We start from the raw sequence: 25,090 nt of genomic DNA, 5'->3' as shown, positions 1-25,090 counted from the left end.
ACGACGGTGGGCACGGCGGCGGGCGCGTCGGCGGGGACGGCGGGCGCGCCGCGTCCGGGCGTCCGGCTGCTGCTCGCCGGGCCGGACGGCACCGGCAAGCGGGACGCCGCGCAGGAGCTCAGCCGCGCCCTGTCCCTCGGCCGCGACCCGCTCTGGCTGACCGCGAACCTCCTGATCGGGCAGCGGCTCCCGGACGCCGTCGCCAAGGTCCACGCCGACGTGCGGGACTGCGGCGCCGACCGGCTCCTGGTGATCGAGGGCCTGGACACCGTCGCCTGCGACCCGAGCCTCGGCGAGGCCGTCGCCGAGGAGCTGCACCGCCTGCTCGCCATCCATCCCGAGCTGCACGTCGCCGCGCTCTGCGACGCCGACGGCGACCAGCGGATCGGCGAGGTCAACCCCGTGCTGCCGCAGCGGTTCCGGGTCGCGCGGACCCGGCCGTTCAGCGCCGACGGGCACGCGGAGCTGTTCCGCCGCGCGCTCGCCGCGCGCGGCGCCCGCGCCACCCGGCACGCCCTCGCCGCCGCCGGGACGCTGCTCGCCGCGACCCCGCCCGTCCAGACGCTCCGCAACGCGCGCCTCGCCCCCTTCCTCGCCGACCTCGTCCTCGCCGGGCTGAGGACCGCCGAGGGCGAGGAGCCGGTCGTCCGCAAGGGCGACATCCCCGCGACGCTCGACACCGCGAAGACCGCGGGCGACCCGATGGCCGAGCTCGGCGCGCTGACCGGGCTGGAGAACGTCAAGCACGAGATCGCGCTGCTCGCCGCGACCGCGCGCGTGGACCGGGCGCGCGCCCGGTCCGGCCTGCGGGTCACCACGCCGACCCGGCACATGGTCTTCACCGGCAGCCCCGGCACGGGCAAGACGATGGTCGCGCGCCTGCTCGGGCGGATCTACCGGCGGCTCGGCGTCCTGTCGTCCGGGCACCTGGTCGAGGCGTCCCGGACGCACCTGGTCGGCGAGTACATCGGCCAGACCGCGCCGCGCACCCGCCGCCTGGTCGAGCGCGCGGTCGGCGGCGTCCTGTTCATCGACGAGGCCTACACCCTCACCCAGTCGCCGCTGAAGGGCGACTACGGGCACGAGGCGATCGCCGAGCTGGTCAAGCTCATGGAGGACCACCGCGACGACCTGGTCGTGGTCGTCGCGGGCTACGAGCGGGAGATGGCCGAGTTCCTCGCCGCCAACCCGGGCCTGGACTCGCGGTTCCCCAAGCAGATCCACTTCCCCGACTACACCGACGAGGAACTGGTCGAGGTGTTCGCCGCGCTCGCCGGGGACGACGGCTTCCGGCTGGACGGCGACCTGCCCGGCGTCCTCGCCGCGATGCTCCGCCGCGTCCCGCGCGGGGCGGGCTTCGGCAACGGCCGCCTCATGCGGAACCTGCTGGACATGGCCGTCGCGAACCAGGCGCAGCGGATCGCGTCCCTGCCCGACCGGCCGAGCCGCGACGCCCTCCTCACCCTCGTCGCCGACGACATGCCGCCGATCTGGGAGCACCCCGAGGAGCTCTACGGCCTCTACCTGTGACCGCGCGTCTCAGGGTGGGCGGCGTCTCCGGGTGGACGGCACCGTCGGACGGCACCGGTCGAGACGTCCGCCTGGGTGACAAGTCCGCGCACGGGCGAGAAGTCCCCGCACCGTCCGCCCTGTGTGACCGACCGCTCACCGCAGGTGACCGACCGCTCGCCGACGCGTGCCCCAAGCGAGTGAACCCGCGCTCCCGACCCCGCTAACTTCATGCGCACCGAAGTGGACGGCGATCGCGCCGGGCCCAAGGGGGCGGAACGGAAGCGCACGGGAAGGCGCGTCCGTTCCGGGCCTGACGCGCCGGGTCCACGTGCGGTGTGCAGGGGACGGGGTCACGGCGGAGCACTGACCGCCGTGGCCCCCCACACCCCTCCGACGGGGTCGGGACGGAGCACGACGAACCGTCCCGACCCGGCCCCTCGGACGATCTGGGCCTTCCTCGGCGGCTTTTCGCGGGTCTAGGGTGCCGCCCATGATCCAAGATCACAAAGGCCGGGCGCGGCGGCTGACCGCGCTGGGAGCGGCGTCCGTGGCCGCGTTCTCCCTCCTCCTGGCCTCCCCCGCATCAGCCTCCGCCGACACGGTGGGCGTCTCGATCCCCAAGGACGAGTCGCCGCACAACGCGTCGCGGGAGTGGTACTACTACACCGGCCACCTGAGCGGCGTGGACAGCAAGGGCAAGCGCCACGACTACGGTTTCGAGCAGGTGTTCTTCCGCAACCAGATCCAGTACCCGAGCCTGTCCGGGTACGCGGGGAACCTCTCGGTCACCGACCTCACGAACGACAGGTTCAAGTGGGAGGCGAAGGCCGCGGGCATGCCGGACACGATCCCGTCCGACGGCGGTTACGACATCGCCGTCGACGACTGGAACATGTCCGGTAAGAGCGGCAGCTACAAGCTCGGCGGAGGCTTCCAGGACGGCTCGTACAAGCTGAACCTGAACCTCAGCCAGAGCACCCCGCCCGCTCTGCACGGCAACTACACCGGCGTGCGCGGACTCCTCGACTACGCCCAGTGGGGCCAGTCGTACTACTACTCGTACACCAACCTGAAGACCTCGGGCACGGTGTACGACCACGGCGAGGCCATCAAGGTCACGGGCCAGTCCTGGTTCGACCACCAGTACGGCGACTTCAAGTCCGCCTACGGCCGCTGGGACTGGTTCAGCATCCAGCTGACCAACGGCAGCCAGTACATGGTGTACCTGATCAGCGACAAGACCGGCCTCGTCCGCCGGGCCGGGACCATGGTCAAGCCGGACGGCTCGACCGTCGACCTCGACCCGTCCAAGGTGTCGATGACCCCGGTCGGCAGCTGGACGAGCCCCGCCACCAAGCTGACCTACACCAGCGGCTGGAAGGTCAAGGTTCCCGGCGGGCAGTTCACGGTCACGCCGCAGCGCAAGGACCAGGAGGTCGCCTGGCCGGACGCCCCCGGCGGCGCCTACTGGGAGGGCGCCTCGACGGTGACCGGCACGATCAACGACTGCAAGGTCTCCGGCCAGAGCTACGTCGAGATCACCACTCCCGACACCCTCTTCTGACCCGCGTCCGGGGCGGCGGCCCGCTCGTCCGCCGCCGCCCCGGCACGGCCCCTCCGACGAGCCGTCAGCCCGCCACGACGGGACGGGCCAGGGGCGTGCGGCCCCACTCGCGGAGCAGGGCGCTGAAGCGCGCGGCGTGCGCCTCCTCCGCCCAGGGCGCGGCGGCCGCCTCCAGGTCGCGGGCGCGGCGCCACACCGGGCGGATCGGCACCGGACGGGTCAGTTCGAGGGCCCGGCAGCCGAGGCCCATCGCCTGCCGGACGTCCCCCTCCAGCAGCGCCGCCGCGACGTCGAGGCCCACGAGCGCCTCCGTCCAGCGTGATCCGGAACTGCGCACCATCGGCTCGATGGCCGAGGCGTACTCGAGCGCCCGGTCCGTGTCGCCCCTCGCGACGTGCACGGTGACCGCGCTGGCGAGCGTCCGGGCGGTGCTGTACGGACGGAACGAGACGCACGGCGGGAATCCGGTGGGGAGCTGGTCGCGGCGGCGTTCGGACAGCTCGATCGCCTCGTCCAGGAGGCGTTCCGCGCGCGCGTGCGCGGTGGCGCCGCTCAGGCGGGCGAGCGAACGGGCCTGTCCCGTCGCGAGAAGGCGGATCGCCTGCGGGCCGGTCGGGTCCAGCCTGACGGCGGCCTCGGCGGTGGCGTCCGCCTCGCCGAAACGTCCCTGGTCGTAGAGGGCGAGGGAGCGCGTGCCCGCGGCCCACATGCGCGTCTCGACGTCCTCGGCGTACCCGGCGAGCAGCTCGGCCTCGGCGAGGTAGGCCTCCGCGACGACCGGACGTCCCAGGTGGACGGCCATGTAGCCGAGCAGCCCGCCCGCGCGCGCGGCGGCGGAGAACAGCTCGCGGCGCTGCTTCGGCGGCTGCTGGCCGCGCAGCAGGGCGTGCAGCGACCGGCGGAGCTCGCGGGCCTCGGGGGCGAGCGTCCAGGGGCCGAACTCCTCGTAGCGGTCCACGATGCGGGCGAGGGACAGGCGCGCGATGCGCAGCACGTCCGGGTCGGCGTTGGACGCGCCGAGGGCGCGGGCGTCGGCGAAGATCATGGTCGGGTCGCCCAGGTCGGGCAGCGTCCGGTCGTCGTCGGACGCGCCGCCGGTGTCGTCCCCGGCGGGCTCGCCGGGGCCTGCGAACCAGGCCCGCACCCGCGGCGCCGGGACGTCCAGGACCCGCGCGATCTCCGCGATGTGCTGCGTGCGGGGCGCGCGCTCGCCCCGCTCCCACCGGGCCCAGGTCGAGGTGGCGACGTGCACCCGGACGGCCGCGTCCGCCTGCGTCAGCCCCTGGAGCTCCCGTGCCCGGACGAGTTCGCGCCGCTGGTCGCTCATAGGAACCGCATTCTCACGCACACATACGGTGGAATGCCCGGTAAGTGCCCACTTTGTAGGCAAAAGATCACCGGGTGCGCCGGAGCCGGGCAGCGGATGCTCTCGCCCGTCCCCCGCGCGCGCCGCCAGCATAAGACGCCGAGGAGCCGCCCTCCCCCCGCCACCGGGCCGGCCGGCGACACCCCCGATCGCACTACCCCGAAAGGGAACATGAGTCCTTCCGCGCCCGCGCCGGACCCGTCCCTCTCCGCCAGGCCGCTCTCGTACGCGCTCTGGACCTCGGCCGGCGTCACCCTCGTCCTCACCGCGGCCGGTCCCTGGCTGCTCACCGGCGCCGCCCGCTGGCCCGTGTGGGGCGCCTCCCTCACCGTCGCCGCCGGCACCGCCGTCCTCGCCGTCCTGGCCTCGCTGCGGGCCGGATCCCGGCAGGCAACGCTCGCGGCCCGGACGGCCGAGCTGACCGCCGAGCGGGCCGCGCTCCTCTCCGAACGCGACGCGCTCACCACCGACCGGGCGCGCCTGCACGAGCAGTGGCGGCAGTACTCGGAGACCCTCACCGACGCCAACGCCCTGCTGCGCAAGGGCGTCGAGCAGCTCCTCAGCGACGCCCTGCCCGCCGCGCTCGCCGACCGTGACGCGCCGTCGGCGCCCCCCGAGCAGGACGAGGCGTTCGGCACCGAGCTCACCGAGCTGCGCGACCGCGCCCTCGAGGACGCGCGGACCACCACGCGCGACAACGAACTCTCCCGCCGCGTCGCCGAACGCGAGGCGCGCTACGCCCGGGAGGACGCCGCCGAGGCGGCCCAGGCCGCGGAGGCCGCCGCCGAGGAGGCCGCCAAGGCCGCGCGGGCCGCTCTCGACGAAGCCGCCGAAGCGGCCCGGAAGGCCCTGGACGAGGCCCGCGAGGAGTCCCGCGCCGCGCTCGCGGACGCCGCCGAGGACGCCGACGGACGCCTCGACTCCCAGCGCATGGTCCTCGTCGCGCTCGGACGCCGCCAGCAGACGCTGATGCACCGCGTCCAGGCCGCCGCCGAACGGCTCGCCGAGTCCCGCCGCGACGACCCCGAGGTCTACGCCGCCGGGCAGGTCGTCGACCACCTCGCCGCGCAGGCCGCCCGGCTCGCCCAGAGCCTCGTCGTCGCCTGCGGGACGTGGGAGGGCCAGCACTGGCCCGAGCCGATGCGGCTCGCCGAGACCGTCCAGGCCGCGACGGCCCGCATCGAGGACTTCCGGCGCGTCCGGATCGAGGGCGACCCGCAGGTGGCCGTCCGCGCCGCCGTCCTGGAACCGGTCATCCACCTGCTGGCCGAGCTGCTCGACAACGCCACCACGCTCTCCCCGAGCGCCACCGACGTCATCGTCGGGCTGTCGGCGGGGGCGTCGGGCGCGGTCGTCCGGATCGACGACCAGGGCACCGGCCTGGAGGAGCCGCGCCTGTCCGAGGCGCAGCGCATGGTCACCGGCGAGCAGCCGGTCGACCTCGCCGAACTGGGCGAGGTCCCGCGGCTCGGCCTCGTCGTCGTCGGACGCCACGCGAGCCGCCACGGTCTGCACCTGGCGCTGGAACCGTCCCCGTACGGCGGGCTCCGGATCGTCGTCCGCGTCCCGGACGACCTCACGACGACCGTCCGGTCGCCCGTCCTGGACCCGCCGCGGCCCGCCGCCGCCACCGAGCCTCCCGCGCCCGTGCCCGCTCGGGCGGAGCAGTCCGCCACGGTCGTCGAGGCGGCCGCCGCGCGGAACGACGAGGAGCCCGGCGAGACCCGCGAGACGCGCGGACTGCCCAAGCGGACGTCGCGCCGCCGGGGCGAGTCGCCGCGCCCGTCCTCCGAGCCGCTGCCGGAGCTCGCGACCCCGCCGTCCAGCCCGGACGAGGCGGGCGCGTTCATCGCCTCGCTCTTCACCGAACCCGATGTCACCCCCGAGACCGATCCCGCCCCGTCCGCGTCATCCGACTCGACACCGCACCCGTCCGAGGCCGACACGTCGGCCGACACCTCCGAACCGCCCCCGGGAGACCGACCTTGACCGCTGACCAGGACTGGATGATCGACTCACTGGCCCGGGTCTCCGGCGTCCGCCATGTCGTGCTGTGCTCCCGGGACGGCCTGGTCATCGCGCGCTCGGCGTCCCTCGCCCGGGACGAGAGCGAGCGCCTGGCGGCGACCTGCACCAGCCTGCTGTCGGTGTCCCGGTCGGTCGCCGGGACCTACGGCACCGGCGGTCGTGCCCTGTACCAGGTGATGGCCCAGTACGAGGGCGGCGTGCTGTTCCTGCGCGGCGCCGCCGAGGGCACCTGCCTCGGCGTCCTCACCCAGGGCGTGATCGACCCGGCGCTGATCGGCCAGGAGATGCAGCGGCTCGTCCTGCGGTACGGCGAGACCGCGCTGCGGACGCCGCTCCGCGACATCCCCGCGGGCGGCTTCGCCCCGGCCCCCGGCGCGTCCGGAACCGGCACGGCTGGAACCGGCACGGCTGGAACCGGCGGTGCGGCGGCCGGACCGGGTGCGTGAGATGACCGGACCGGACGAGGCCCGCGACACGCCGCTGCGCCCGTTCGTCCTCACCCGCGGCCGGACCGCGACCCGCCGCGGGCTGACGGTCGACACGCTGCTCGCCGCCGCGCCGGCCGACGCGCCGCTCCGCGTGGACGCGCCGCCGCAGGCCCGCGACCTGCTGACCCTGTGCCGCCGCGGCGTCCTGTCGGTCGCCGAGGCGGCCGCGCACCTGCGGCTCCCGGTGAGCGTCGTGCTCGTCCTCGCCGACGACCTCATCGCCTCGCACCACCTGACCGCGCGCGCCGGCAGCGGCACGGCCGCGCCGCCCCCGTCCCTACTGCAGGAAGTCCTGGATGGCCTCCGTCGGCTCTGAGCCCGCAGCACCCGGTGACACCCCGCCCGACGAGCCCGAGGTCCTGTTCGTCCCGGGCACGGTCGAGCGCACCGCGAAGATCCTGGTCGTCGGGTCCTTCGGGGTGGGCAAGACGACCTTCGTCGGGTCGGTCAGCGAGATCGAGCCGCTGCGCACCGAGGAGGCGATCACCGCCGCCTCGGTCGGCGTGGACGACCTGCGCGGACTGCCCGGCAAGACCACCACGACCGTCGCGCTCGACTTCGGCCGCGTGTCGCTGTCCGACCGGCTCGTCCTCTACCTGTTCGGGACGCCCGGACAGCGCCGGTTCTGGGACATGTGGGCCGGGCTCGCCGAGGGCGCGGCCGGAATCCTCGTCCTGGTGGACGTGCGGCGCCTCGCCGACAGCTTCGAGGTCCTCGACCAGCTGGAGGACGCCGGCCTGGACGCGTTCGCCGTCGCCGTGAACCGCTTTCCCGACAGCCCCGACCACGACCCCGCCGCGCTGCGCGAGGCGCTCGACCTGCTTCCGCGGACGCCCGTGCTGGCCTGCGACGCCCGGGACCGCGAGTCCGCCGTGGCGTCCCTGGTCCAGCTGGTCGAGCACGTCATCGACAGGAGTGAGACCCGGTGACCGCCACCGACCTGCACGCGTTCCCCCAGGTGATGCCCCTGGCCGCGACCACCGCCGACCCGGACGCCGCGCTGGAGCGGCTGTGGCGCGAGCACGGCCCGGTCGCGCCGGTCGAGCTGATGCCCGGCGTCCGCGCCTGGCTGGTCATGGGCTACGCCGAGATCCGCCAGATCACCACGCAGGACCACCTGTTCAGCCGGAACGCCAACTCCTGGAGCCTGGTCCAGGACGGCACCGTCGGCCCGGACTCGCCGCTCGGCCCGATGATGTTCCACCGCGACAACGTGATCGGCGCGGACGGCGACGAGCACCGGCGGCTGCGCCGTCCGATCGAGCAGGCCATGGCCGCGCTGGACCACCGCGCGCTGCGCCGCTCGGTCGAACGGCTGTCCACCGAGCTCATCGACCGGATCGCCCCCGCCGGACGCGGCGACCTCATCGCCGACTACGCCGCGTCCATCCCGGTGCTGGCGATCGGGGAGCTCATCGGCCTCGACCCCGGGCGCGCGCGCGAGCTCCTCGATGCGATGAACCTGCTGTTCTCCAGCGGCCCGCGCGCGCAGGAGGGCAACGCCAGGTTCGAGGCGCTGCTGAACGAGCTGGTCACGTCCCGGATGGACGGCGGCTCGCCCGACCTCACCGGGTTCCTCGCCGCGCACGACGACCTCGGGACGATGAGCGAGATCCTCCAGACGCTCGTGGTCGTCGTCTCCGCGTCCAACCACACGTCCATCTCGTGGATCGCCGAGACGCTGCGGCTGATGCTGGTCGACCCGCGGTTCGCCGGGCGGATCAACGGCGGGCGGCTGTCCATCGACGACGCGCTGGACGAGGTCCTCGCCCGCCAGCCACCGATGATCAACTTCCCGGCGCGCTACCCGCTCGCCGACACCGTCCTCGCCGACCGCCCGGTCCGCAAGGGCGACGCGCTGATCCTCGGCCTCGCCGCCAGCGCCCGCGACACCCGCGTCCACGCGTCCGACTGGTGGACGCGCGGCAGCCGCGCGCACCTGGCCTGGTCGGTCGGCCCGCACGCCTGCCCCGGACGCGACCCGGCGCGCACCATCGCGCGGACCGCCGTCGCCACCGCCCAGCACCTGCTCGGCGACCTGCGGCTGGCCTGCGACCCGGGCGAGATCGGCTACCAGCCGAGCCCGTGGATCCGCACGGCCGTCAGCCTCCCGGTGACCTTCACCCCGCGCACCCCGCGCACCCCCGCCACCCCGCCCCCGACCACGCCGGAGACCGCCCCGCTCCCCACCTCGTAGACCCGCCCGGCCCCGGGATCCGGTCCCGGTGGCCGCGCCGCGGACGACCGCCTTGGAGACGCCATGACCACAGTCCCGTCCACTGCCGCCGAGATCCCCGTCATCGAGCTCGACCCGACCGCCGCCGACCACCACGGTGAGGCCGCCCGGCTCCGCGCCGCCGGGCCGGTCGTCCGCGTCGTCCTGCCGGGCGGCGTCCGCGCCTGGGCCGTCACCACGCACGCCCTGGTCGAGGAGCTCGTCCGGCACCCGGACGTCAGCAAGGACTACCGCACCTGGACGGCGGTGAAGACCGGCGAGCTCGCCGACGACAACCCGATCATCGGGATGATCAAGGTGGACAACCTGGTCACCGCGGACGGCGCGGAGCACACCCGGCTACGCCGCCCGATCATCGGGCAGTTCACCCGCAAACGCGTCCAGGACATGGTGCCCGCGATCACCGAGGCCGCCACGGCCCTCGCGGACGCCCTGCCCGCAGGCGAGGTCGTCGACCTGCGCGCGCACTTCGCCGCCCGGCTCCCGCTCCAGGTCATCTGCGAGCTCCTCGGCGTCCCCGAGGACCAGCGGGACCGCCTGCGCCGCCTCGTCGACGCCATCTTCCGCACCGACACGACCGCCGAGGAGGTCGCCGAGGTCCAGGCCGAGATCCCGCGCCTGCTCGGCGACCTGATCCAGGCCCGCGCGGACGCCCCCGGCGGCGACCTGACCAGCGCGCTCATCGGCGTCCACGCCGCCGACCCGGCCGCGCTGTCCGCCGAGGAGCTCGCCGGGACGCTCTGGGTGCTGCTCACCGCCGGGCACGAGACGACCATCAGCCTCATCTCCAACGCCGTCCGCGCGATGCTCACCCACCCGGAGCAGCTCGAGGCCGCCCTCTCCGCCGACGAGGACCCGTGGCCCGCCGTCGTCGCCGAGACCCTCCGCTGGGACGCCCCCATCGGCAACTTCCCGGCCCGCTACCCCCTCCACGACCTCACGATCGGCGGCGTCACCGTCCCCGCCGGAGACGCGATCATCGCCCCCTACACGGCCGTCAACCGCGACCCCGCCCGGCACGGCGGCGACGCGGGCGACTTCGACCACGCCCGCGAGCAGAAGGGCGACCTCGCCTTCGGCGCGGGCCGCCACAGCTGCCCCGGCTCGCACCTCGCCGAGATCGAGGCGCGCATCGCCCTCTCCGTCCTCTTCGACCGCTACCCGAAGATGACCCTGGCCGTCCCGTCGGACGACCTCCCGCCCGTCCCCAGCCTGTTCACGAACAGCGTCGCCGCCCTCCCCGTCCGTCTCACCCCCTGACACTTCTCTGGGCGGGCCTTTCCGACAGGCCCGCCCATCGGGTGTTGAACCTCCCCTAAGGGGAGGTGCCAGGGTGGACCGCATGCAGGGCGAAGCGACCTACTCGATCGGCGAACTCGCCGGGACAGCCGGCGTGACGGTGAAGGCCGTCCGCTTCTACACCGACCACGGGATCCTCCCCGAATCCCACCGGACGGCCTCGGGCCACCGCCGCTACGGCCCCGGCGCGGTCGCCCGCCTCGCCCTCGTCCGCACGCTCCGCGACCTCGGCCTCGACCTGGCGACCGTCCGCCGGATCGTCGACCGCGAGACCACCCCCGCCGAGGCCGCCGCCGCCCACGCGGGCGCCGTCGCCGTCCAGATGCGCGTGCTGCGCCTGCGCCACGCCGTCCTCACCCTGGCGGCGGGCCGCGACTGCACCCCGGAGGAACTGGAACTCATGCACCGCCTCGCCCGCCTCTCCGCCGCCGAACGCGACGGCCTCGTCACCGGCTTCCTCGACGACGCCTTCGGCGACGCCGACGGCCCGCTCCCCCGCGTCGCCCGCCGCTCCCTCACCCCCGAACTCCCCGACGACCCCACGTCCGAGCAGCTCACCGCCTGGGTCGAGCTCGCCGAACTCGTCCAGGACGAGGCGTTCCGCTCGTTCATGCGGTCCCTGTACAACGACCACAAGGACGTCCGACCCACCGCGCCGCCCCGCAAGCACGCCGTGGCGGAGGTCGCCGAGACCATCCGCCCCCTCCTCGCCGCGGGCGTCCTCCCGGGCTCCCCGGAGGCGGCCGCCGCCGTCGCCCACGTGGCCGCCGCGTACGCCGCGTCCCAGGACGTCCCCGACTCGCCGTCCCTCCGCTCCCGCCTGGCCGCCCACCTCACCGCCGCGAACGACCCCCGCCGCGAGCGCTACATGACCCTCCTCGCGACCATCAACGGCTGGTCCCCACCCGACCACCCCCGCCAGGAACTCACCTGGTTCCTCACCGCCCTCACAACGCCCTAGCCCTGTCCCCCGCGCTCACTCGGGTGCGGAACCCGGGTTGCCCTTCAGCCGGGCGGCGAAGTCGCGGATCTGCTGCTTCATCTGCTCGTCCTCGGAGTTGCGCGCCTCGGCCTCGTGCCGTTCCCGGCTCAGGCGACGGTCACGCTCCTGCTCGTCCATCAGCCGGAGGGCCTCGATCCGCGCCTGGGTGTTCTGGAGCTTGGCGTGCTTGAGGAAGACCTCGTGCGTCTCCATGTCGGCGGCGACGTGGTCGGCCACCTGGCGGTCGTAGGCGCTGAGCCCCGACAGCCGCTTCGTCAGGATCGGCAGGCAGTCCAGGGTGATCAGCGCGATGCGGAGCAGCCAGACGAACAGGAGGACCATCGGGTTCCCGGCCTGGAGGGCGAGCAGCGCGTCGTCCTCCTCCAGGATCCCGATCTTCCCCTCGGGACGGGGCAGCTGCTTGTCGATCTCCTGGGCGATCTCGGTCGAGTAGCGGGCGTTCACCCTGTCCTGGGCCTCGACGGCGTTCCTGGCCTTGGTCTGGAGGTCGGCGAGCTGCGCCTGCCGCTCCGGAAGCCGCGAGGTGTCCAGCGCCGCCGCCCGCTCGCTCCGGATCTGGCGGCAGTTCGGCCCCTCACCGGCGAGGCCCGTGGTCTCGTCGCCGACGCGCTGCCCGCCGCACTCGGCGTGCCCCAGCCGCTCCAGCCGCTGCAACGCGGCCCGGTCCTTGTCGATGGCCTTCGACAACGCCGACACCTGGCCGTTCAGCGACGCCACCGTGGACGCCGCGCCCGCCGGATCGGCGCCGACCGTGATGAGCAGCCTCCGGTCCATGCACGACTTCGCGCCCGTCGCCGGAAGCGGCCGGTACGGGACGGGGTTGCACGACGTCAGCGCGCTGAGCTTGGACGCCCGCTCCACCCGCCGGTCCTCGGCCACCTGCCGGTGGATCGCGGGCTCGAACATCTTGATCAGGAGCGGCTCGGCCACCACGAACCCCAGCACGACGGCCAGGAGGACCCGGATGAGGAACACCCCGCCGCTGCTCTGCGTCCCGTGCGAGCTGGAGATCAGCCAGCGGTCCATCGAGAAGATGACCCAGCCCCAGAACAGGGCCACCGGGAGGACGGCCACGAGCGGCGCGTCCGTGAACTTCTGCACCATGACGGTCATGGACAGGGCCGCGAGGATCCCCGCGTTGACCACGATCAGGGCCATCGCCGTGTACCGCCCGCGGTCCAGCGGGGCCATGCTCAGCACCGACTCGTCCACGCCGATCAGCGAGCGGAGCCACACTCCCGGCCCCTTCGGGCCGCGCACCGGCCGCCGAGGCCGCTCCGTCCCGGCCCCGACCTCGGCCCCGGCCTCGACGGCGGGAACCGGCTGAACCACCGTCATCAGAGGTCTTCCTCCCGGTACGGCACGTCGTCGTTGTCCTCGGGTGCGGACGCGTGCCCGGGCTCGAAGGGCGCCCGCCGGGCGGCGGCATCCGGACGGGTGGGGGTGTCGGAAGCGGAGTCCGAACGGGCAGTGGAATCCGGACGGGCGGTGGAATCCGAACGGGCGATGGAATCCGGACGGGGCGCCCCGGCCGCCGCCGCCTCGATCTGCCCGGCCGGGTCCTGCGCGGACGGCAGCCCGACCCCTCTCCCGCCGGCGAGCTCGGCGAGGATGCCGTCGATCTCCTTCATGTTCCGCTCGTCCAGGTGGCCCTTCCGCACCATCTCCTTGAGGACCTCGAGCCGCATCATGACGCCCTGCACCATGGTGTCCCGGGAGAGCTGCGCGTTCTTGACCGAGTCCTCGTAGGCGCGGTCCTCACGGAGCCGTTCCAGCGCGTTCAGCCGGTCGGCCTCCCTCTGGTGGAGATCGGCCAGCTCCCTGGTGTCGAGCTCCCCCCGCTCGGCGGCGAGGGCGTAGGCCGCCAGCGGGTCGTCGCCCACGGCCTCGGTCACCTTGGCCGCCTGCCCGATGCCGAACGTCGTCTCCTGGTCGCGCCTGCGGTGCCGGGCGGCCAGCTCCGCCTCCTCGTCCCGCTCCCTCTGCTCCGCCTTCAGCCGGTCGCTGCGCATCTTGGTGAGCTCCTGCTCGGTGCTCAGCACCTGCAGTTTGAGGTTGTGCAGCGTGGTCTCGGTCTGCTCCTCGGCCTGGGCGCGGTCGTACTTCCCGCCTCTCGCCAGCACCGCGAGCCGGTCCTGGTGGTCGAGATCGTCCTGGACGACCTTGCCCAGGTAGCCCTTGACCTCCGGCGGCGCCGGGATCTCGACGTTCCCCAGGCTCGCCGTCATCCCCGAGAGCTGGACCGGAAGGTAGTGGTGGTACGCCTGCAACTCGGCGCGCACCTCCAGCCGGGCCTCCAGGAAGTCGGCGAGCCTGTGCTTCGCCGCCGCTTTGAAGACATCGTCGTGCGCTCTGAGATACGCGGTCAGGATGTCGTGGACGTCCCCGAGCCCGGCCTCCACGACGGCCACCGGATCGTGGACCCGGCAGGTGAAGTCGACGACGACGGTGAACGCGCCGCCCTCCGCCGACGGAAGCGAGAACTCGACCCTGACCTGCTTGTGCTCGGTCATGTCGACGACGCTCACATGCGTCGCCTCCAGGATGGTCTCGTCGTCCAGGCCCAGCCGTCCGCTGTCGAGGACGTAGCGTCCGCCCGACCGGAGCACGAGGACCTGGCCCGCCGTCGGCGACGGGACCTCCGAGACGTCGCGGCTCCGGGAACCCAGCCCGAACAGCCCGGACTTCGGCACCGGCGGCAGGATCTTCTGTGTGATGATCGGATAGGTCACGCTTCTTCTCCCCTACGACGTTGCGCTCGTTCGATGGCCGAGAACAGGGCGGCGGTCACCTGGTGCGTGCCGTCCCGCCGGTCCGCGGGAAGCTCGGCGAGCGCGGAGAAATCCCTGACCAGGTCGTCCTGGTGGTCCTTCTTCAGGGCCGTGCCGAGGACGTCCCCGAGCCGCTGGGCGACCAGCTCCGGCCGCTCGGTGTGCCGCGGCAGCGCGTCGAGATTGGCGTGCAGCGCGACCAGCGCGGCATGCCGGACCGGACGGTTCACCAGCAGCGCCGCCCAGGTGTGGCCCATGACGCCCGCCAGCTCGGGTCGCTCGCAGAGCAGCCGCGCCGCCAGCGGCCGCCCCTGTGGGTCGCCGGTCTCGTACACGGTGAGCATCGCCCGCAGCGCGATCCCGTACGTCTCGATCCGCGCGCCGTCCCCGCGCAGCGTCCTGATCTTGTTCTCCAGGAACCGGATGACGCGGACGCGCCCGTCCGTGTCGTCCTGGGACAGGAACAGCCCGCCGAACCCCTCGATCGCCAGCGGCCCCAGGACGGCGCCCCGGTTCCGCGCCAGCCGCCAGAGGTTCCGCACCGCCTCGATCGGATAGAGCCGCCCGAGGACGCCCGAGAACGCGATGATCGCGTTGTACTTCTGCCCGGGCGTGCCGCCCCACGCGGCCCATCCCGCGGCGACCCGGAGCGCGACCGGCGCCAGGTCCTCGTCGAAGCACATGAACCACAGCACGTGGACGGTCGTCAGCCGCCGCTGCCGGGCGTGCGAGCGGGCGGGCTCCGCGCGTCCCGCCGCCCTCGACCACGGATCCAGGTAGGACCCCTCGACCTCGTCGAAGTTCGACGCGGCCAGCCGGGCCAGGCCCGCCGCGATGTGCAGGGAGAGCTCCGGCCGGATCAGGACGCCCTCCAGCCACATCCGGACGGCGTCCCAGAAGTACTCGTCGAACCGTCCGGCCATCTCGGCGAACAGGAAGCGCTGCGCCTCCGGCTCGCGCAGCTCGATCACCCGCCGCGGACGACCGTCGACGATCACCTGCCTGATCCGGACCAGCGGGTTCTCCAGCTGCCTCCCCCTGACCTGGGGAAAGGCCTCCTCCACGGGCCTCGGCGGCGGGTCCCCGGCCTCGGCCGCCGGCGCGGGCCCCTCGGGCACCGTCTCCGCCAGCGCGGCCTTCAGCAGCTCCCGGCACTGCCCGAACCGCCGCTCGGACAGGCCCGGCAGGAACGCCAGGACGGTGATGTCGAGCACCTCGTCCCGCGTCGGACCCTTCTCGAACCACTCCCGCGCCTGGTCCCGCGCCGCCTGCCGCAGGACCGACGAGATCGCCTCCTCCGGGGTGCGGCCTCCCGCGAGCAGGCCCGTGACCTCGACCAGGCTCGCCATCGGCATGTCGTCGGGCAGCGCCTCGACGACCTTCTCGACGTCCGCGTCCGCCAGGACCCCGCCCCCGTGCGCGCGGACGACCGCTCCCCGGTCCCCGGGCGGCGACCACCCGATCCTGGTGGTCGAGGCCGTCCGCCGGTTCTCCTCCGAGGAGGTCACCACCAGGAACGAACCGTGCCCGAACAGCTCCGCCTGGATCTGCTCCCAGTGGTGCTCGGCCTCCTGGTCGAACGCGCCGAACCATCCGGGCAGCAGGTAGCCGGTGCCCTCGTCGAACCGGTGCCCGGCCAGTTCCCTCAGGCTCTTGGTCGGGGACAGCTTGACGATCGGCGCCTGCTCGCCGAGCACGCGCACGAGGAGGTTGACGGCGCCGGTGAGCCTGCCGCTGCCGTCCGGCCCGCACAGGGTGACCACGGCACGCCTCCGCAGCGCCGTGACCGCCCCCTCGAACGGCTCGGGCTCCACGAAGTGACGGGTCAGCGCGGCGACCCGCTCCCGGGGCATCGGCCCGCTCGCCGCCTGGCTGCCGGCCCGGCTCACCTCCACACCGAAACCGAAGTTCGCGCCCGACGCCTCCACGCCGCTGTGGAAGACGTTGATCAGCTGGTTGACCGGCGGGTGCTCGGCAGGCGGAACGGACTCCCCCTTGCCTTCCGGAGAACCGTCGACGGGCTGGAACGGCTGGCCGTCGTCGGCGGCGCGGACGCCCTCACCGAAGGCTTCCTCGGACATGGGCTCAGCCCCGGAAGCCGAAGTTGGCACCCCTGGCGTTCACCCGCTCGTGGAACTCGTTGTGCACCGAAGCGGGCCGCTCCGTGGACGACGCGTCCCCTTTCGCACTCGCTTCGGACCGCTCGCCCCCATTCGCCGCCGGCGATGTCGGCGTCGCATCCGCGGGAATCGCGAGAGTCAGGGAGTGGACGTCGCGGCCGCGCGGTATCCAAAGCCAGGCGCGCTCACTGAACTCTTTGACTTTGACCTGCACTTCCCGGAAATCCTCGGGGGCGACGGAGAGCGCATGACCGTTGCGGACGATGTCGGTGAACATGCGGTCGGACACCATGACCGCCAGATCGGCCCTGGACTCCTTGAGCGCCGTGCGCAGCGGAGGACTGTCACAGAGCCGGGCGACATCGACCGGGCCGGCGCCGCTGCGCCCGTTCACGTCGGCGATGGCCGTGCCGTAGTGGACGGCCAGCCGGAGCCGGAGCCGGTTCTCCCACGGCGCGTCCCCGTTGCGCCTGCTCAGGAAGGCCGCGAGATGGCGGGGGAAGTCCCCGACCAGGCGCCCCTCGTCGGTCCCCGGGAGCAGGACCGAGAACTCGCCGTCGCCCGCGCCCTGCCGTTCCCAGCCGTCCCGGTCGAGTCCGGCCGAGGCCGCCGCCCGGTCCAGGACGTCCAGAAGCCCCGCCTGGACCTCCGACTGCCGCTGGTCGTCGCCGCTTCCGTACCCTGTGGCGTCGACGGAGATCATCGGACGCCGCTCGAATTCCCTTACCACCGCTGTCCCCTTGGCGCGTTGGGATCTGGAGACGAGATCCTTACACGCCGGCCCCGGGGAGAAGAAGTAGAAATACCTGTTTCATGGAAGTCGTCTACGCCACTCCCTCATTTGGCATTAGTACCAAATCCCGGGGCGTCCTCACTGGTTGACTGACAGCGAGCAAAGATACGAAACCCGGGGGAGCCCATGGATTCCGGATCCGTCGCCCACAGCCCCGCCCACGACGCGATGGTCGCCCTGACCGCGGTCGGAACCTTCCAGACCTACCTCCAGCACGCCGACGCCAAGGTCTCCGTCCTGTCCGCCGTGCTCGCCGGCTCCGCGGGAGCGATGCTGAGCACCGGCGGCGCGTCCACGATCCCCGCCGTCCTCTACCTGGCCGCGTTCCTCGGCGCGGGCCTCCACCTCGCCCAGGCGCTCCGCCCGCGCCTCGACGGCGACCCCACGACCAGCGCGTTCGGCATCATGGGAATCACTCGAACCCTTCCCCCCGACGCCGCCGCCCAGCGCGACGAGGCCTGGGCGATGGCCAGGATCCTCGCGCGCGTCGCCGAACGGAAGCACCGTCACGTGATCCGGGCGATCCCCTGGACGACCGCGTCGGCGTTCCTCGCCGTCACCCACCTCGCCTGGACGATCAGCGGCTGACCATCGCGAACTCCGTCAGCCCCTCGAGATCGGCCACGATGATCCGCCGGTAGCCCGTCCTGATCCACCCGGCGTCGCGCAACTCCCGGACGGCCTTGACGGCCGACTCCTTCGCGGCGCCGACCAGCTTCCCCAGCTCCTCCTGAGTGAGCGCCACCCCGAGGTCGACACCGCCCTCGACCGGATGCCCGTGCCGTCCGGCGAGCTGGACGACGACCCGCGCCAGCCGCCGGTCGACCGGGTAGCCCGTGAAGTCCAGACGCCGCTGGTTGGCCCAGTCGAGCCGGTCGCCGAGCATCGCCGCGAGAAGCCTCCACGCCTCGGGATTGCGGTCGAGGAACCCCAGGAACCGCTCCTTCGGCAGCCGGTGAACCGCCCCGTCCGTGCACGCGACCACGGTCGCGGACCGTCCCGTGTCACGAATCGCCGCAAGCTCGCCCACCAGGTCCCCGCTGACCCTGATCCCGAACAGCACCTCGGCGCCGTTCTCCAGCCCCCCGATGACCTTCACACACGCCGGCGACCGACTACCCCGCGCCCTCAGCGCCAGCACCTGATCGGTGAACGCCCCCTGCACCATCAACGTCTGCCCGGCCCGCACCCGCTGCGCAGGAGCGATCGCCAACAGCTCACTCCGGAGCGACGCCTTCAACCCCGCCAGAAACGTCCCAATCGCCCAGTCTTCTCCACCAGATTCGCCCACCACCCCACTATCCCCGCCAACCCGGACGACCACCCCATGAACCGCCCAGCCACACGGAGGTGACCTCCCGGCGCCGGTCGTAGGTCAACGACCCTGCCGAATCACCATGCCGTCGTGGGCTAGGGCTGAGGCATGTCGCGGCGCTTGAGCTTGGCCAGCCGCCCGTCCGGGTGATGCCAGACGATCCCCTCGTACGGGTGGGCGTGAAGCCAGGCGGCAAGGCCGTCGTAGTCGAGCGGGACGCCCTCCAGGCGTACGCGCCCTACCCCGACGCGTGGTCCCATGCCGCGGGGAGTAGGTCGGTGCACACCATGGCAAGCCCACCCGTTGGGGCGAGCTTCGCTGCATGCGTCGGTGACGCCTGGAACCGCCTGGGGCCTAGAGCAGGGTTGCGACATGCTTCTCAGCGCCAACCGGTCCTTCTCGGTCCCGATGACAACTGGGCGACAAACGATCAAGGGCCTGATCGGGATCTCTCCCGATCAGGCCCTTGACCTGCTATCACGCGGTGGAGCTGAGGGGATTTGAACCCCTGACCCCCTCGATGCGAACGAGGTGCGCTACCGGACTGCGCTACAGCCCCGCGGACGTGACTAGGTTAGCGCACTTTGGCAGTGCTTCGCGCGCCACTAACCGCGCCCTCCGACCGCGCGCAGGACTCGACATCGGCGGAGGAAGGGACCGGGGGCTGGACGGGGGTGGGGGTCACTCGCCGACGGCGCGGCGGTCTTCGGTGGTGGTGGCGGGGGCGTCGTCGGCGTACTGGTCGAAGACCTCGTCCTCGGGACGGCCGACGAACTCCAGCACCTCGGCGGACGGTTCGAGGGGCGCCGCTTCCGGGGTCTCCGGCTCGGCGGTGGCGGCCGGCTCGGCTTCGGCCTGCTCGGTCTCGGCGAGGACGCGGGCGGCCTCGGCCTCCTCGTGGGCGCGCGCCTGGTCCATCTGGACGGCGACGCGGAGCAGGGTGAGGTGGCCCGCCAGGAGCAGGACGGGCGGCGCGGTGATCCACCAGGGCGCGACGCCCACGGCGGCCACGACGACGGTCGTGAGGACGAGCAGGATGAGCCCGACCGTCCGGCGGCGTCGGCGGGCGATCACGGCGGCGCGTCCGGGACGCCGCTGGACGGACGCCTCGTCCTCGAGTCGGGGCTCGTCCACGGCGTCGATCTCGTGCTCGACCTCGACATCGGCCTCGATCCCCGGCAGGCGGGGCTCGACCGGGTGCTCGTGCTCGTCGACGTGGTCATGGCCGTCGAGGTCGGCGCCGTCCTCGTCCGGGCGCTTGTGGAGGAGGCGGCGGGGCATGCCCGTCGCCTCGCCGTCGCGGCGGAGCCACATGGGGACGAGGACCACGGCCCAGACCGCGACGATGGCGAGATAGAGGAAGGTGCTGCTCACCGGATCACCACCGGATGGAGCCGTTCCCGGGCACGGCGGGACGACGAGCCGTCTTTCGGCGCGCGCACGTGCATTGGGAACAGGGTCACGCCACGCACGGTACGAGTCGGTGTCAGAGGTTGACGAGTATTAGGGGCGGTGTGTCGCGAGATCGATCTCGCGGTTACTCTCTGTTTGCCAGGCCTTCTCTTCCGGAGGATTCTTACGGGAGGGGTCCGCGCGAATGTCTCCCCTGGGTCAGGTCAGGACGGGGAGCGGGGAAATGCCTGCTTGGCGGTGGCCAGCCAGCGGGCCCGCAGGCCGCCCGGCACGTCCTCGACGGTCAGCGCGTAGCAGAGGTGATCACGCCAGGCGCCGTCGATGTGCAGTTGGCGGCGGCGAATTCCCTCTTCCCGGAATCCGAGCTTTTCGACGACACGTCGGCTCGCGGTGTTCTCCGGCCGAATATTGGCCTCCACCCGGTGCAGCCCGACGGTGAAGAAACAGTGGTCGACGGCGAGCGCGACGGCGGTCGGAATGACACCGCGTCCGGCGACCTGCTTGTCGACCCAGTAGCCGATCTGCGCGGAACGCGCCGATCCCCAGACGATCGCGCCGATCGTGAGCTGGCCGACGAAGTTCCCTTCGTAGGTGACGACCCAGGGCAGCGCGAGGCCCTGCCGCGCCTCGCGCCGCATGGTGTGGACCATGCTCACGTAGGGGCCGAGCCCGGTGCGGAACAGCGGCGTCTCCGGGTTGGTCGGCTCCCAGGGCCGCAGCCAGTCGGCGTTGCGAACCCGCAGGTCACGCCATACGGCCGCGTCACGATGCCGAAGCGGCCGCAGCCCGACCGGGCCTTCGCTCAAGGTGACCGGCCATCCACGCATCCGTTCCACGGCTCCCATGATTCCCCGGACGACGGTTCGGACGCCATCAATTGTCCCCGACGATTCGATTCGGTCGTGGGCCCGGTCCAGGACGGCCCGGGCCCGGCCGCCCAGAACCGTGTATGCGGGCCGCCCTGGAAGGCGCGGCCGGGGGAATCGCGACCGGATTGGTCACGGAGCGTAGCCGCCTTAGGCGTGGAGGACGCCGAGCAGGCGTGTGACCTCGGTCGCAACGGCGTCCCTGGCCGGTCCGGCGTACTTGCGGGGGTCGACCATGGCCGGGTTCGCGTCGAGGAGGCGGCGCAGCCCTCCCGTGTAGATCTTGTTGAGCTGGGTCGCGATATTGATCTTGGTCATGCCCCTTTCGACGGCGGCGGTCAGGGTCGCGTCCGGCACCCCGGACGATCCGTGCAGGACGAGCGGGACCGGCACCGCCTCGCGCAGCTCACCGATCAGGTCGAGGTCGAGGACGGCGTCCCGGGTCAGCATGGCGTGCGAGCTCCCCACCGCGACGGCCAGGGCGTCCACCCCGGTCGCCTCGGTGTAGACGACGGCCTCGGACGGCTTCGTCCGGGCGCCCGGCGCGTGCACGCCGTCCTTCCCGCCGACCTCGCCGAGCTCCGCCTCCACCCACACGCCGCGTTCGTGGCACCAGCCGACGACCCCTGCGGTCTCGGCCACGTTCTCCTCATAGGGCAGCGTGGACGCGTCGTACATCACCGACCCGACGCCGAGCATCACCGCCTCACGCACGAGATCCGCCGACGTCGCGTGATCGAGGTGGACGGCCACGGGCACCTCGGCGGCCCGCGCGACCGCGAGCGCCCCGGCCAGGATCGGCTCCACCGCGCCGTGATAGCGCACGCAGTTCTCGCTGATCTGGAGGATCACGGGCGCGCCCGCGGCCTCCGCGCCGCGCGCGATGGCGGTGGCGTGTTCCAGGTGAACGACGTTGAACGCGCCGACGCCGCGACGCGACGACGCGGCCGTGGCGACGATCTCACCGGTTCCTACGAGGGGCATGAGAGTCCTTCGATCGCGATTTCAGGGAGGAGACGGACGTACAGATCGGGGTCGAAGTCCCCCGCGACGGGCGCGGCGACCGCCGCCGCGGACAGCGCGACGGCGTCCCGCACCAGCTCGTCCCAGGGACGGCCGAGGAGCAGCGCGCGGGCGGTGGCGGCGACGGCCGCGTCCCCCGCCCCGGTCGGGTTCCCGACCACGACCTCGGGCGGGACGGCCCGCCAGACCCCGTCCGGGGTGACCGCGAGCATGCCGTCAGCGCCGAGCGAGACCAGTACCGTCCCGGCCCCGGCGTCCCGCAGCTCTCCGGCGCGTTCGGCGACCGGCCGCCCGGCCGCGGTGGCGCGTGTCAGCTCGTCCGCGTTGGGTTTGACCACGTCGGGACGGCCTCGAAGCCCCTCCGTCAGCGCCGTGCCATCGGCGTCCAGGACGACCCGTCCGGGGGCCAGCCGTGCCAGTTCGGCGTACGCGTCCACCGGAACCCCGGGCGGCAGGCTCCCCGACAGCACGACGACCGAGGCGGACGCGGCAAGCGCACCGAAATGCCCAAGGAACGCCCGCCACTCCTCAGGCAGGACACGCGGCCCGGCCTCGTTCAGGACGGTCGCCTCGCCGCTCTCGGTCTCCACGACGGTGAGCGTCCGCCGGGACGTCCCGGAGACCGTCACGAAGTCATGGACGATGCCCGACCCGCGCAGGTCGTCCCGGATCAGTTCACCGACCACGCCACCCGCGAAGCCGGTGGCCGTGACCTCGCAGCCGAGCGCGCGGGCCACCCGCGCCACGTTGATCCCCTTGCCCCCGGCCCGCTCCCGGACGACCCCGACCCGGTGCGACTCACCACGCTCCAACGCGCCGACCTCGTACGTGACGTCCAGCGCCGCGTTCAGCGTCACCGTGAGGATCATCGCCACCGCCCGTCCTTCATCACCCGGGCGACGGACCGCCCCTCACCCAGAACCACCAGGTCAGCGCGCTTTCCGACGTCCAGCGACCCGACCTCGTGGTCCAGCCCGAGCGCACGGGCCGGGACCAGCGACGCGGCGCGCGAGGCGTCCTCCAGCGGAATCCCGGCGACCTCGACCGCACGCCGGAACGCCTCCGCCATCGTGATCGTGCTGCCCGCGATGGACGTCCCGTCCTCGAGCGTCGCCCGTCCCCCGGAGACGGTGACCGACATCGGGCCGAGCCGATACGACCCGTCGCCCATACCGGCCGCGCCCATCGCGTCCGTGATCAGCGCGACCCGCCCGCCCGCCGCCGCGAACACCAGGCGGACGACCTCGGGCTCCACGTGCACACCGTCGTTGATGAGCTCGACGGTGACCCGCGCGTCCCCGAGCGCGGCCCCGACCGGCCCGCCCTCCCGGTGATGCAGCGGGCGCATCCCGTTGAACAGATGCGTCGCGACGCGCGCGCCCGCGTCGAACGCCTCCCGGACGCACGCCCCGGCCGCGTCCGTGTGCCCCACGGCCGCGACGACCCCGGCCCGCACCGCGTCCCGGACCAGATCCACGGCTCCAGGCAACTCGGGCGCCAGCGTGATCATGCGGACATGCCCACGCCCGGCCTCGACCAGCCGCGCGAACTCGTCCCGATCGGGCTCCCGGAGCAGCGCCGGATCATGCGCCCCGCACCGGCTTCCCGCCAGGTAGGGCCCCTCCAGGTGAATCCCCGCGATCAGCCCTTCGTCAGCCGCGTCGGCCAGACCCGCGACCCCGTCCACCAGCCCTTGCGGCGTCCCCGTCACCAGGCTCGCGACGGTCGTCGTCGTTCCGGCCCCCAGGTGGAACTCAGCGACCCGCCGAGCCTCCTCCAACCGCCCCGACTGGTAGGACGCCCCCGCCCCACCATGAACATGCATGTCGACGAACCCGGGCACGACAACCCGCCCCCGCACATTCTCGACAACCTCCGGCCGCGCCCCAGCGCCGTCCGCCCCCGCCGGAGCACCGGCACCGACCCCAACAATCCGCCCACCCTGAACGCGAACCCAGCCGTCCACCACCCCACTCGGAAGCACCAGCCGAGCATTAGCCAGCGTCAACAACCCCAACCACCCCCATCAACCACGACCAGACAACCCCTTCAACCCGCCCCACACCGACCGCAAACGGACGCAGGCCCCCCACGAGCGCCTCCCGGCATGCATGCCGACGCAGTCGAAGGCATAGGGGGCAAGCGCGAGGTTCAGAACAGCGCCCGGCAGCCCTGCGCGTCCCTCCGCACGCATCGGCGCAGACGCCGACATGCCCACGGGCACAAGTCCTGCTCCACCCCAAGCCGGACGCCCAGAAACCCGCACGCGCGACGCGACAGTTGTCGGTGCGGGTGTCTGTGGCCGTGGGGGGACGGAGGCGGGGGGCGGGGTCGGCGGGGGGCCTGAGGTGGGGGTGGTGGGAGGCGTGCGGGACATCAGCCGAGGATCACGGAGCGGGTGAGGTTGCGGGGGGTGTCCGGGTCGTAGCCGGCCTGGCGGGCGAGGTGGAGGGCCAGGCGGTGGACGCGGACGAGGTCGGCCAGCGGGTCGAGAGCGCTGGTGATCATGGTGCCGCCCACGCCGGCGACCTGGTCGGTGAGGCCGGACGGGGACTCGCCGAACATCCAGGCGACGCGGCCGGGGCCCGTGATCGCGATGGGGCCGTGGCGGTACTCCATGGCCGGGTAGGACTCGGTCCACGCCGTCGCGGCCTCGCGCATCTTCAGCGCGGCCTCGTGCGCGAGGCCGACCGTCCAGCCGCGTCCGAGGAACGTGAACTGCTCGGCCGTCAGCGCCGCCTCGGGAAGAGGCTCCGCGAGCGCGCGTTCCGCGTCCGCGATGGCCGCGTCGAGGTTCTCTCCAAGGTGCGCGCGCAGGAGGACGAGCTGGCTCGTCGCGAACCGGGTCTGGACGACCGACCGCTCGTCCGCGTAGTCGAGCACGATCACCTCGTCGGCCGCCGTCATCACGGGCGTGGACGGATCGGCGGTGATCGCGACGGTCGGCAGGTCGGTGCGGTCGAGCACCTCCAGCACCTCCGTCGTCGTCCCGGACCGGCTGAGCGCCAGAACCCGGTCGTAGCGCCGCCCGGACGGGAACTCCGAGGCGGCGAAGGCGTCCGTCTCTCCGAGCCCGGCGCCCTCGCGCAGCGCGGCGTACGACTGGGCGATGAACCAGGACGTTCCGCAGCCGATCACGGCGACCCGCTCGCCGGGACGTGGCAGCGCGGCTGCAACCTCGCCCGCCCCGTCACGCGCGGCGCGTCGCCACAGCTCCGGCTGTGAGTCGATCTCACTCTCAGTGTGGTTCCCCGTCACGACAACCCTCCCTTGATGCTCATTTATGCTCGTTT

Annotated in this window: 23 protein-coding genes and 1 tRNA gene; 10 read left to right on the top strand and 14 right to left on the bottom strand. The window is 73.1% G+C overall.

The annotated features are described in order from the left end of the window. A partial coding sequence (locus EBO15_RS31810) for an AAA family ATPase (protein ID WP_158628420.1) occupies positions 1-1,530 on the top strand: 1,530 nt, incomplete at its 5' end. Between the two features lie 472 nt (positions 1,531-2,002). Next, on the top strand, positions 2,003-3,076 hold the full coding sequence (locus EBO15_RS31805; protein ID WP_122198168.1) for a lipocalin family protein: 1,074 nt from the start codon (positions 2,003-2,005) through the stop codon (positions 3,074-3,076). 64 nt (positions 3,077-3,140) lie between these two features. On the opposite strand, the gene EBO15_RS31800 is transcribed toward EBO15_RS31805, so the two are convergent. Beyond that, positions 3,141-4,403 carry a helix-turn-helix domain-containing protein gene (locus tag EBO15_RS31800; protein ID WP_158628419.1) on the bottom strand — a complete coding sequence of 421 codons (1,263 nt, stop codon included), beginning with the start codon at positions 4,401-4,403 and terminating at the stop codon, positions 3,141-3,143. Between the two features lie 210 nt (positions 4,404-4,613). On the opposite strand from EBO15_RS31800, the gene EBO15_RS31795 reads away from it, so the two are divergent. The 7 genes from EBO15_RS31795 (at position 4,614) to EBO15_RS31765 (ending at position 11,454) form a co-directional block, all read left to right on the top strand. Further along, positions 4,614-6,431: an ATP-binding protein gene (locus EBO15_RS31795; RefSeq protein WP_122198166.1), complete on the top strand. Its 1,818-nt coding sequence runs from the start codon at positions 4,614-4,616 to the stop codon at positions 6,429-6,431. Next, the gene (locus tag EBO15_RS31790) at positions 6,428-6,916 is read left to right on the top strand and encodes a roadblock/LC7 domain-containing protein (protein WP_122198165.1); all 489 of its coding nucleotides are present in this window, start codon (positions 6,428-6,430) and stop codon (positions 6,914-6,916) included. Before EBO15_RS31795 ends, EBO15_RS31790 begins: the two co-directional genes overlap by 4 nt. Position 6,917: 1 nt before the next feature. After that, the gene (locus EBO15_RS31785; protein ID WP_122198177.1) at positions 6,918-7,274 is read left to right on the top strand and encodes a DUF742 domain-containing protein; all 357 of its coding nucleotides are present in this window, start codon (positions 6,918-6,920) and stop codon (positions 7,272-7,274) included. After that, entirely contained in the window at positions 7,255-7,887 is a 633-nt protein-coding gene (locus EBO15_RS31780; protein WP_122198164.1) for a GTP-binding protein, read from the top strand. Before EBO15_RS31785 ends, EBO15_RS31780 begins: the two co-directional genes overlap by 20 nt. Beyond that, a complete protein-coding gene (locus EBO15_RS31775) occupies positions 7,884-9,155 on the top strand; it encodes a cytochrome P450 (protein ID WP_199744927.1) in 1,272 nt (423 codons plus the stop codon). Before EBO15_RS31780 ends, EBO15_RS31775 begins: the two co-directional genes overlap by 4 nt. Positions 9,156-9,218: 63 nt before the next feature. Then, positions 9,219-10,454, top strand: coding sequence for a cytochrome P450 family protein (locus tag EBO15_RS31770; RefSeq protein ID WP_122198163.1), 1,236 nt, complete (start codon positions 9,219-9,221; stop codon positions 10,452-10,454). Between the two features lie 82 nt (positions 10,455-10,536). Beyond that, on the top strand, positions 10,537-11,454 hold the full coding sequence (locus EBO15_RS31765; RefSeq protein WP_122198176.1) for a MerR family transcriptional regulator: 918 nt from the start codon (positions 10,537-10,539) through the stop codon (positions 11,452-11,454). A gap of 15 nt (positions 11,455-11,469) precedes the next feature. On the opposite strand, the gene EBO15_RS31760 is transcribed toward EBO15_RS31765, so the two are convergent. From EBO15_RS31760 to EBO15_RS44570, 4 genes are read right to left on the bottom strand one after another with little or no spacing between them, the layout of a single operon-like run. Then, positions 11,470-12,834, bottom strand: coding sequence for a DUF4407 domain-containing protein (locus tag EBO15_RS31760; RefSeq protein WP_122198162.1), 1,365 nt, complete (start codon positions 12,832-12,834; stop codon positions 11,470-11,472). Next, on the bottom strand, positions 12,834-14,228 hold the full coding sequence (locus tag EBO15_RS31755; RefSeq protein WP_122198161.1) for a hypothetical protein: 1,395 nt from the start codon (positions 14,226-14,228) through the stop codon (positions 12,834-12,836). Before EBO15_RS31755 ends, EBO15_RS31760 begins: the two co-directional genes overlap by 1 nt. Next, positions 14,225-16,348 carry a hypothetical protein gene (locus EBO15_RS31750; protein WP_122198160.1) on the bottom strand — a complete coding sequence of 708 codons (2,124 nt, stop codon included), beginning with the start codon at positions 16,346-16,348 and terminating at the stop codon, positions 14,225-14,227. Before EBO15_RS31750 ends, EBO15_RS31755 begins: the two co-directional genes overlap by 4 nt. Positions 16,349-16,352: 4 nt before the next feature. Beyond that, positions 16,353-17,117, bottom strand: coding sequence for a hypothetical protein (locus tag EBO15_RS44570; protein WP_158628418.1), 765 nt, complete (start codon positions 17,115-17,117; stop codon positions 16,353-16,355). Between the two features lie 189 nt (positions 17,118-17,306). Here EBO15_RS44570 and EBO15_RS44565 point away from each other — a divergent pair, with 189 nt between their 5' ends. Continuing rightward, positions 17,307-17,768, top strand: a complete 462-nt coding sequence (locus EBO15_RS44565; protein WP_158628417.1) for a hypothetical protein — start codon at positions 17,307-17,309, stop codon at positions 17,766-17,768. Here the strand turns inward: EBO15_RS44565 and EBO15_RS31735 are convergent. The 9 genes from EBO15_RS31735 to EBO15_RS31700 all read right to left on the bottom strand — a co-directional run bounded on the left by EBO15_RS31735 (position 17,758) and on the right by EBO15_RS31700 (position 25,055). After that, on the bottom strand, positions 17,758-18,393 hold the full coding sequence (locus EBO15_RS31735; RefSeq protein WP_233616558.1) for a Crp/Fnr family transcriptional regulator: 636 nt from the start codon (positions 18,391-18,393) through the stop codon (positions 17,758-17,760). The two genes, EBO15_RS44565 and EBO15_RS31735, sit on opposite strands and share 11 nt — an antisense overlap. 197 nt (positions 18,394-18,590) lie before the next feature. Further along, positions 18,591-18,755, bottom strand: coding sequence for a hypothetical protein (locus EBO15_RS44560; protein ID WP_158628416.1), 165 nt, complete (start codon positions 18,753-18,755; stop codon positions 18,591-18,593). A gap of 225 nt (positions 18,756-18,980) precedes the next feature. Next, positions 18,981-19,054, bottom strand: a tRNA-Ala gene (locus tag EBO15_RS31730). A gap of 122 nt (positions 19,055-19,176) precedes the next feature. Then, positions 19,177-19,869 carry a divisome protein SepX/GlpR gene (gene sepX / locus EBO15_RS31725; RefSeq protein ID WP_122198159.1) on the bottom strand — a complete coding sequence of 231 codons (693 nt, stop codon included), beginning with the start codon at positions 19,867-19,869 and terminating at the stop codon, positions 19,177-19,179. 242 nt (positions 19,870-20,111) lie between these two features. Then, positions 20,112-20,735, bottom strand: a complete 624-nt coding sequence (locus tag EBO15_RS31720) for a GNAT family N-acetyltransferase (protein WP_122198174.1) — start codon at positions 20,733-20,735, stop codon at positions 20,112-20,114. A gap of 189 nt (positions 20,736-20,924) precedes the next feature. Further along, complete coding sequence (locus tag EBO15_RS31715) at positions 20,925-21,758, bottom strand: class II fructose-bisphosphate aldolase (protein WP_122198158.1); 834 nt, start codon at positions 21,756-21,758, stop codon at positions 20,925-20,927. Further along, positions 21,746-22,666: a 1-phosphofructokinase family hexose kinase gene (locus tag EBO15_RS31710; RefSeq protein WP_122198173.1), complete on the bottom strand. Its 921-nt coding sequence runs from the start codon at positions 22,664-22,666 to the stop codon at positions 21,746-21,748. Before EBO15_RS31710 ends, EBO15_RS31715 begins: the two co-directional genes overlap by 13 nt. Continuing rightward, positions 22,663-23,763, bottom strand: coding sequence for an N-acetylglucosamine-6-phosphate deacetylase (nagA, locus tag EBO15_RS31705; protein WP_325051952.1), 1,101 nt, complete (start codon positions 23,761-23,763; stop codon positions 22,663-22,665). The genes EBO15_RS31710 and nagA overlap by 4 nt, the downstream gene beginning before the upstream one ends. Before the next feature lie 410 nt (positions 23,764-24,173). Continuing rightward, complete coding sequence (locus tag EBO15_RS31700; protein ID WP_122198157.1) at positions 24,174-25,055, bottom strand: SIS domain-containing protein; 882 nt, start codon at positions 25,053-25,055, stop codon at positions 24,174-24,176. Positions 25,056-25,090: the final 35 nt, after the last annotated feature.

The sequence above is a fragment of the Actinomadura harenae genome, assembly GCF_003696215.1.
In the GTDB taxonomy this organism is placed as follows: Bacteria; Actinomycetota; Actinomycetes; order Streptosporangiales; family Streptosporangiaceae; genus Spirillospora; species Spirillospora harenae.
Note: the sequence above shows the minus strand (reverse complement) of the source record. Positions and strands in the feature narration are given on the sequence as shown.

What these genes read in the sequence shown, in the direction of transcription:
- EBO15_RS31805 (WP_122198168.1), top strand. Translation starts at nt 2,003, where the DNA reads ATGATCCAAGATCACAAAGGCCGGGCGCGGCGGCTGACCGCGCTGGGA.
- EBO15_RS31800 (WP_158628419.1), bottom strand. Translation starts at nt 4,403, where the DNA reads ATGAGCGACCAGCGGCGCGAACTCGTCCGGGCACGGGAGCTCCAGGGG.
- EBO15_RS31795 (WP_122198166.1), top strand. Translation starts at nt 4,614, where the DNA reads ATGAGTCCTTCCGCGCCCGCGCCGGACCCGTCCCTCTCCGCCAGGCCG.
- EBO15_RS31785 (WP_122198177.1), top strand. Translation starts at nt 6,918, where the DNA reads ATGACCGGACCGGACGAGGCCCGCGACACGCCGCTGCGCCCGTTCGTC.
- EBO15_RS31780 (WP_122198164.1), top strand. Translation starts at nt 7,255, where the DNA reads ATGGCCTCCGTCGGCTCTGAGCCCGCAGCACCCGGTGACACCCCGCCC.
- EBO15_RS31770 (WP_122198163.1), top strand. Translation starts at nt 9,219, where the DNA reads ATGACCACAGTCCCGTCCACTGCCGCCGAGATCCCCGTCATCGAGCTC.
- EBO15_RS31765 (WP_122198176.1), top strand. Translation starts at nt 10,537, where the DNA reads ATGCAGGGCGAAGCGACCTACTCGATCGGCGAACTCGCCGGGACAGCC.
- EBO15_RS31760 (WP_122198162.1), bottom strand. Translation starts at nt 12,834, where the DNA reads ATGACGGTGGTTCAGCCGGTTCCCGCCGTCGAGGCCGGGGCCGAGGTC.
- EBO15_RS31750 (WP_122198160.1), bottom strand. Translation starts at nt 16,348, where the DNA reads ATGTCCGAGGAAGCCTTCGGTGAGGGCGTCCGCGCCGCCGACGACGGC.
- EBO15_RS44565 (WP_158628417.1), top strand. Translation starts at nt 17,307, where the DNA reads ATGGATTCCGGATCCGTCGCCCACAGCCCCGCCCACGACGCGATGGTC.
- EBO15_RS44560 (WP_158628416.1), bottom strand. Translation starts at nt 18,755, where the DNA reads ATGGGACCACGCGTCGGGGTAGGGCGCGTACGCCTGGAGGGCGTCCCG.
- EBO15_RS31720 (WP_122198174.1), bottom strand. Translation starts at nt 20,735, where the DNA reads ATGCGTGGATGGCCGGTCACCTTGAGCGAAGGCCCGGTCGGGCTGCGG.
- EBO15_RS31715 (WP_122198158.1), bottom strand. Translation starts at nt 21,758, where the DNA reads ATGCCCCTCGTAGGAACCGGTGAGATCGTCGCCACGGCCGCGTCGTCG.
- EBO15_RS31710 (WP_122198173.1), bottom strand. Translation starts at nt 22,666, where the DNA reads ATGATCCTCACGGTGACGCTGAACGCGGCGCTGGACGTCACGTACGAG.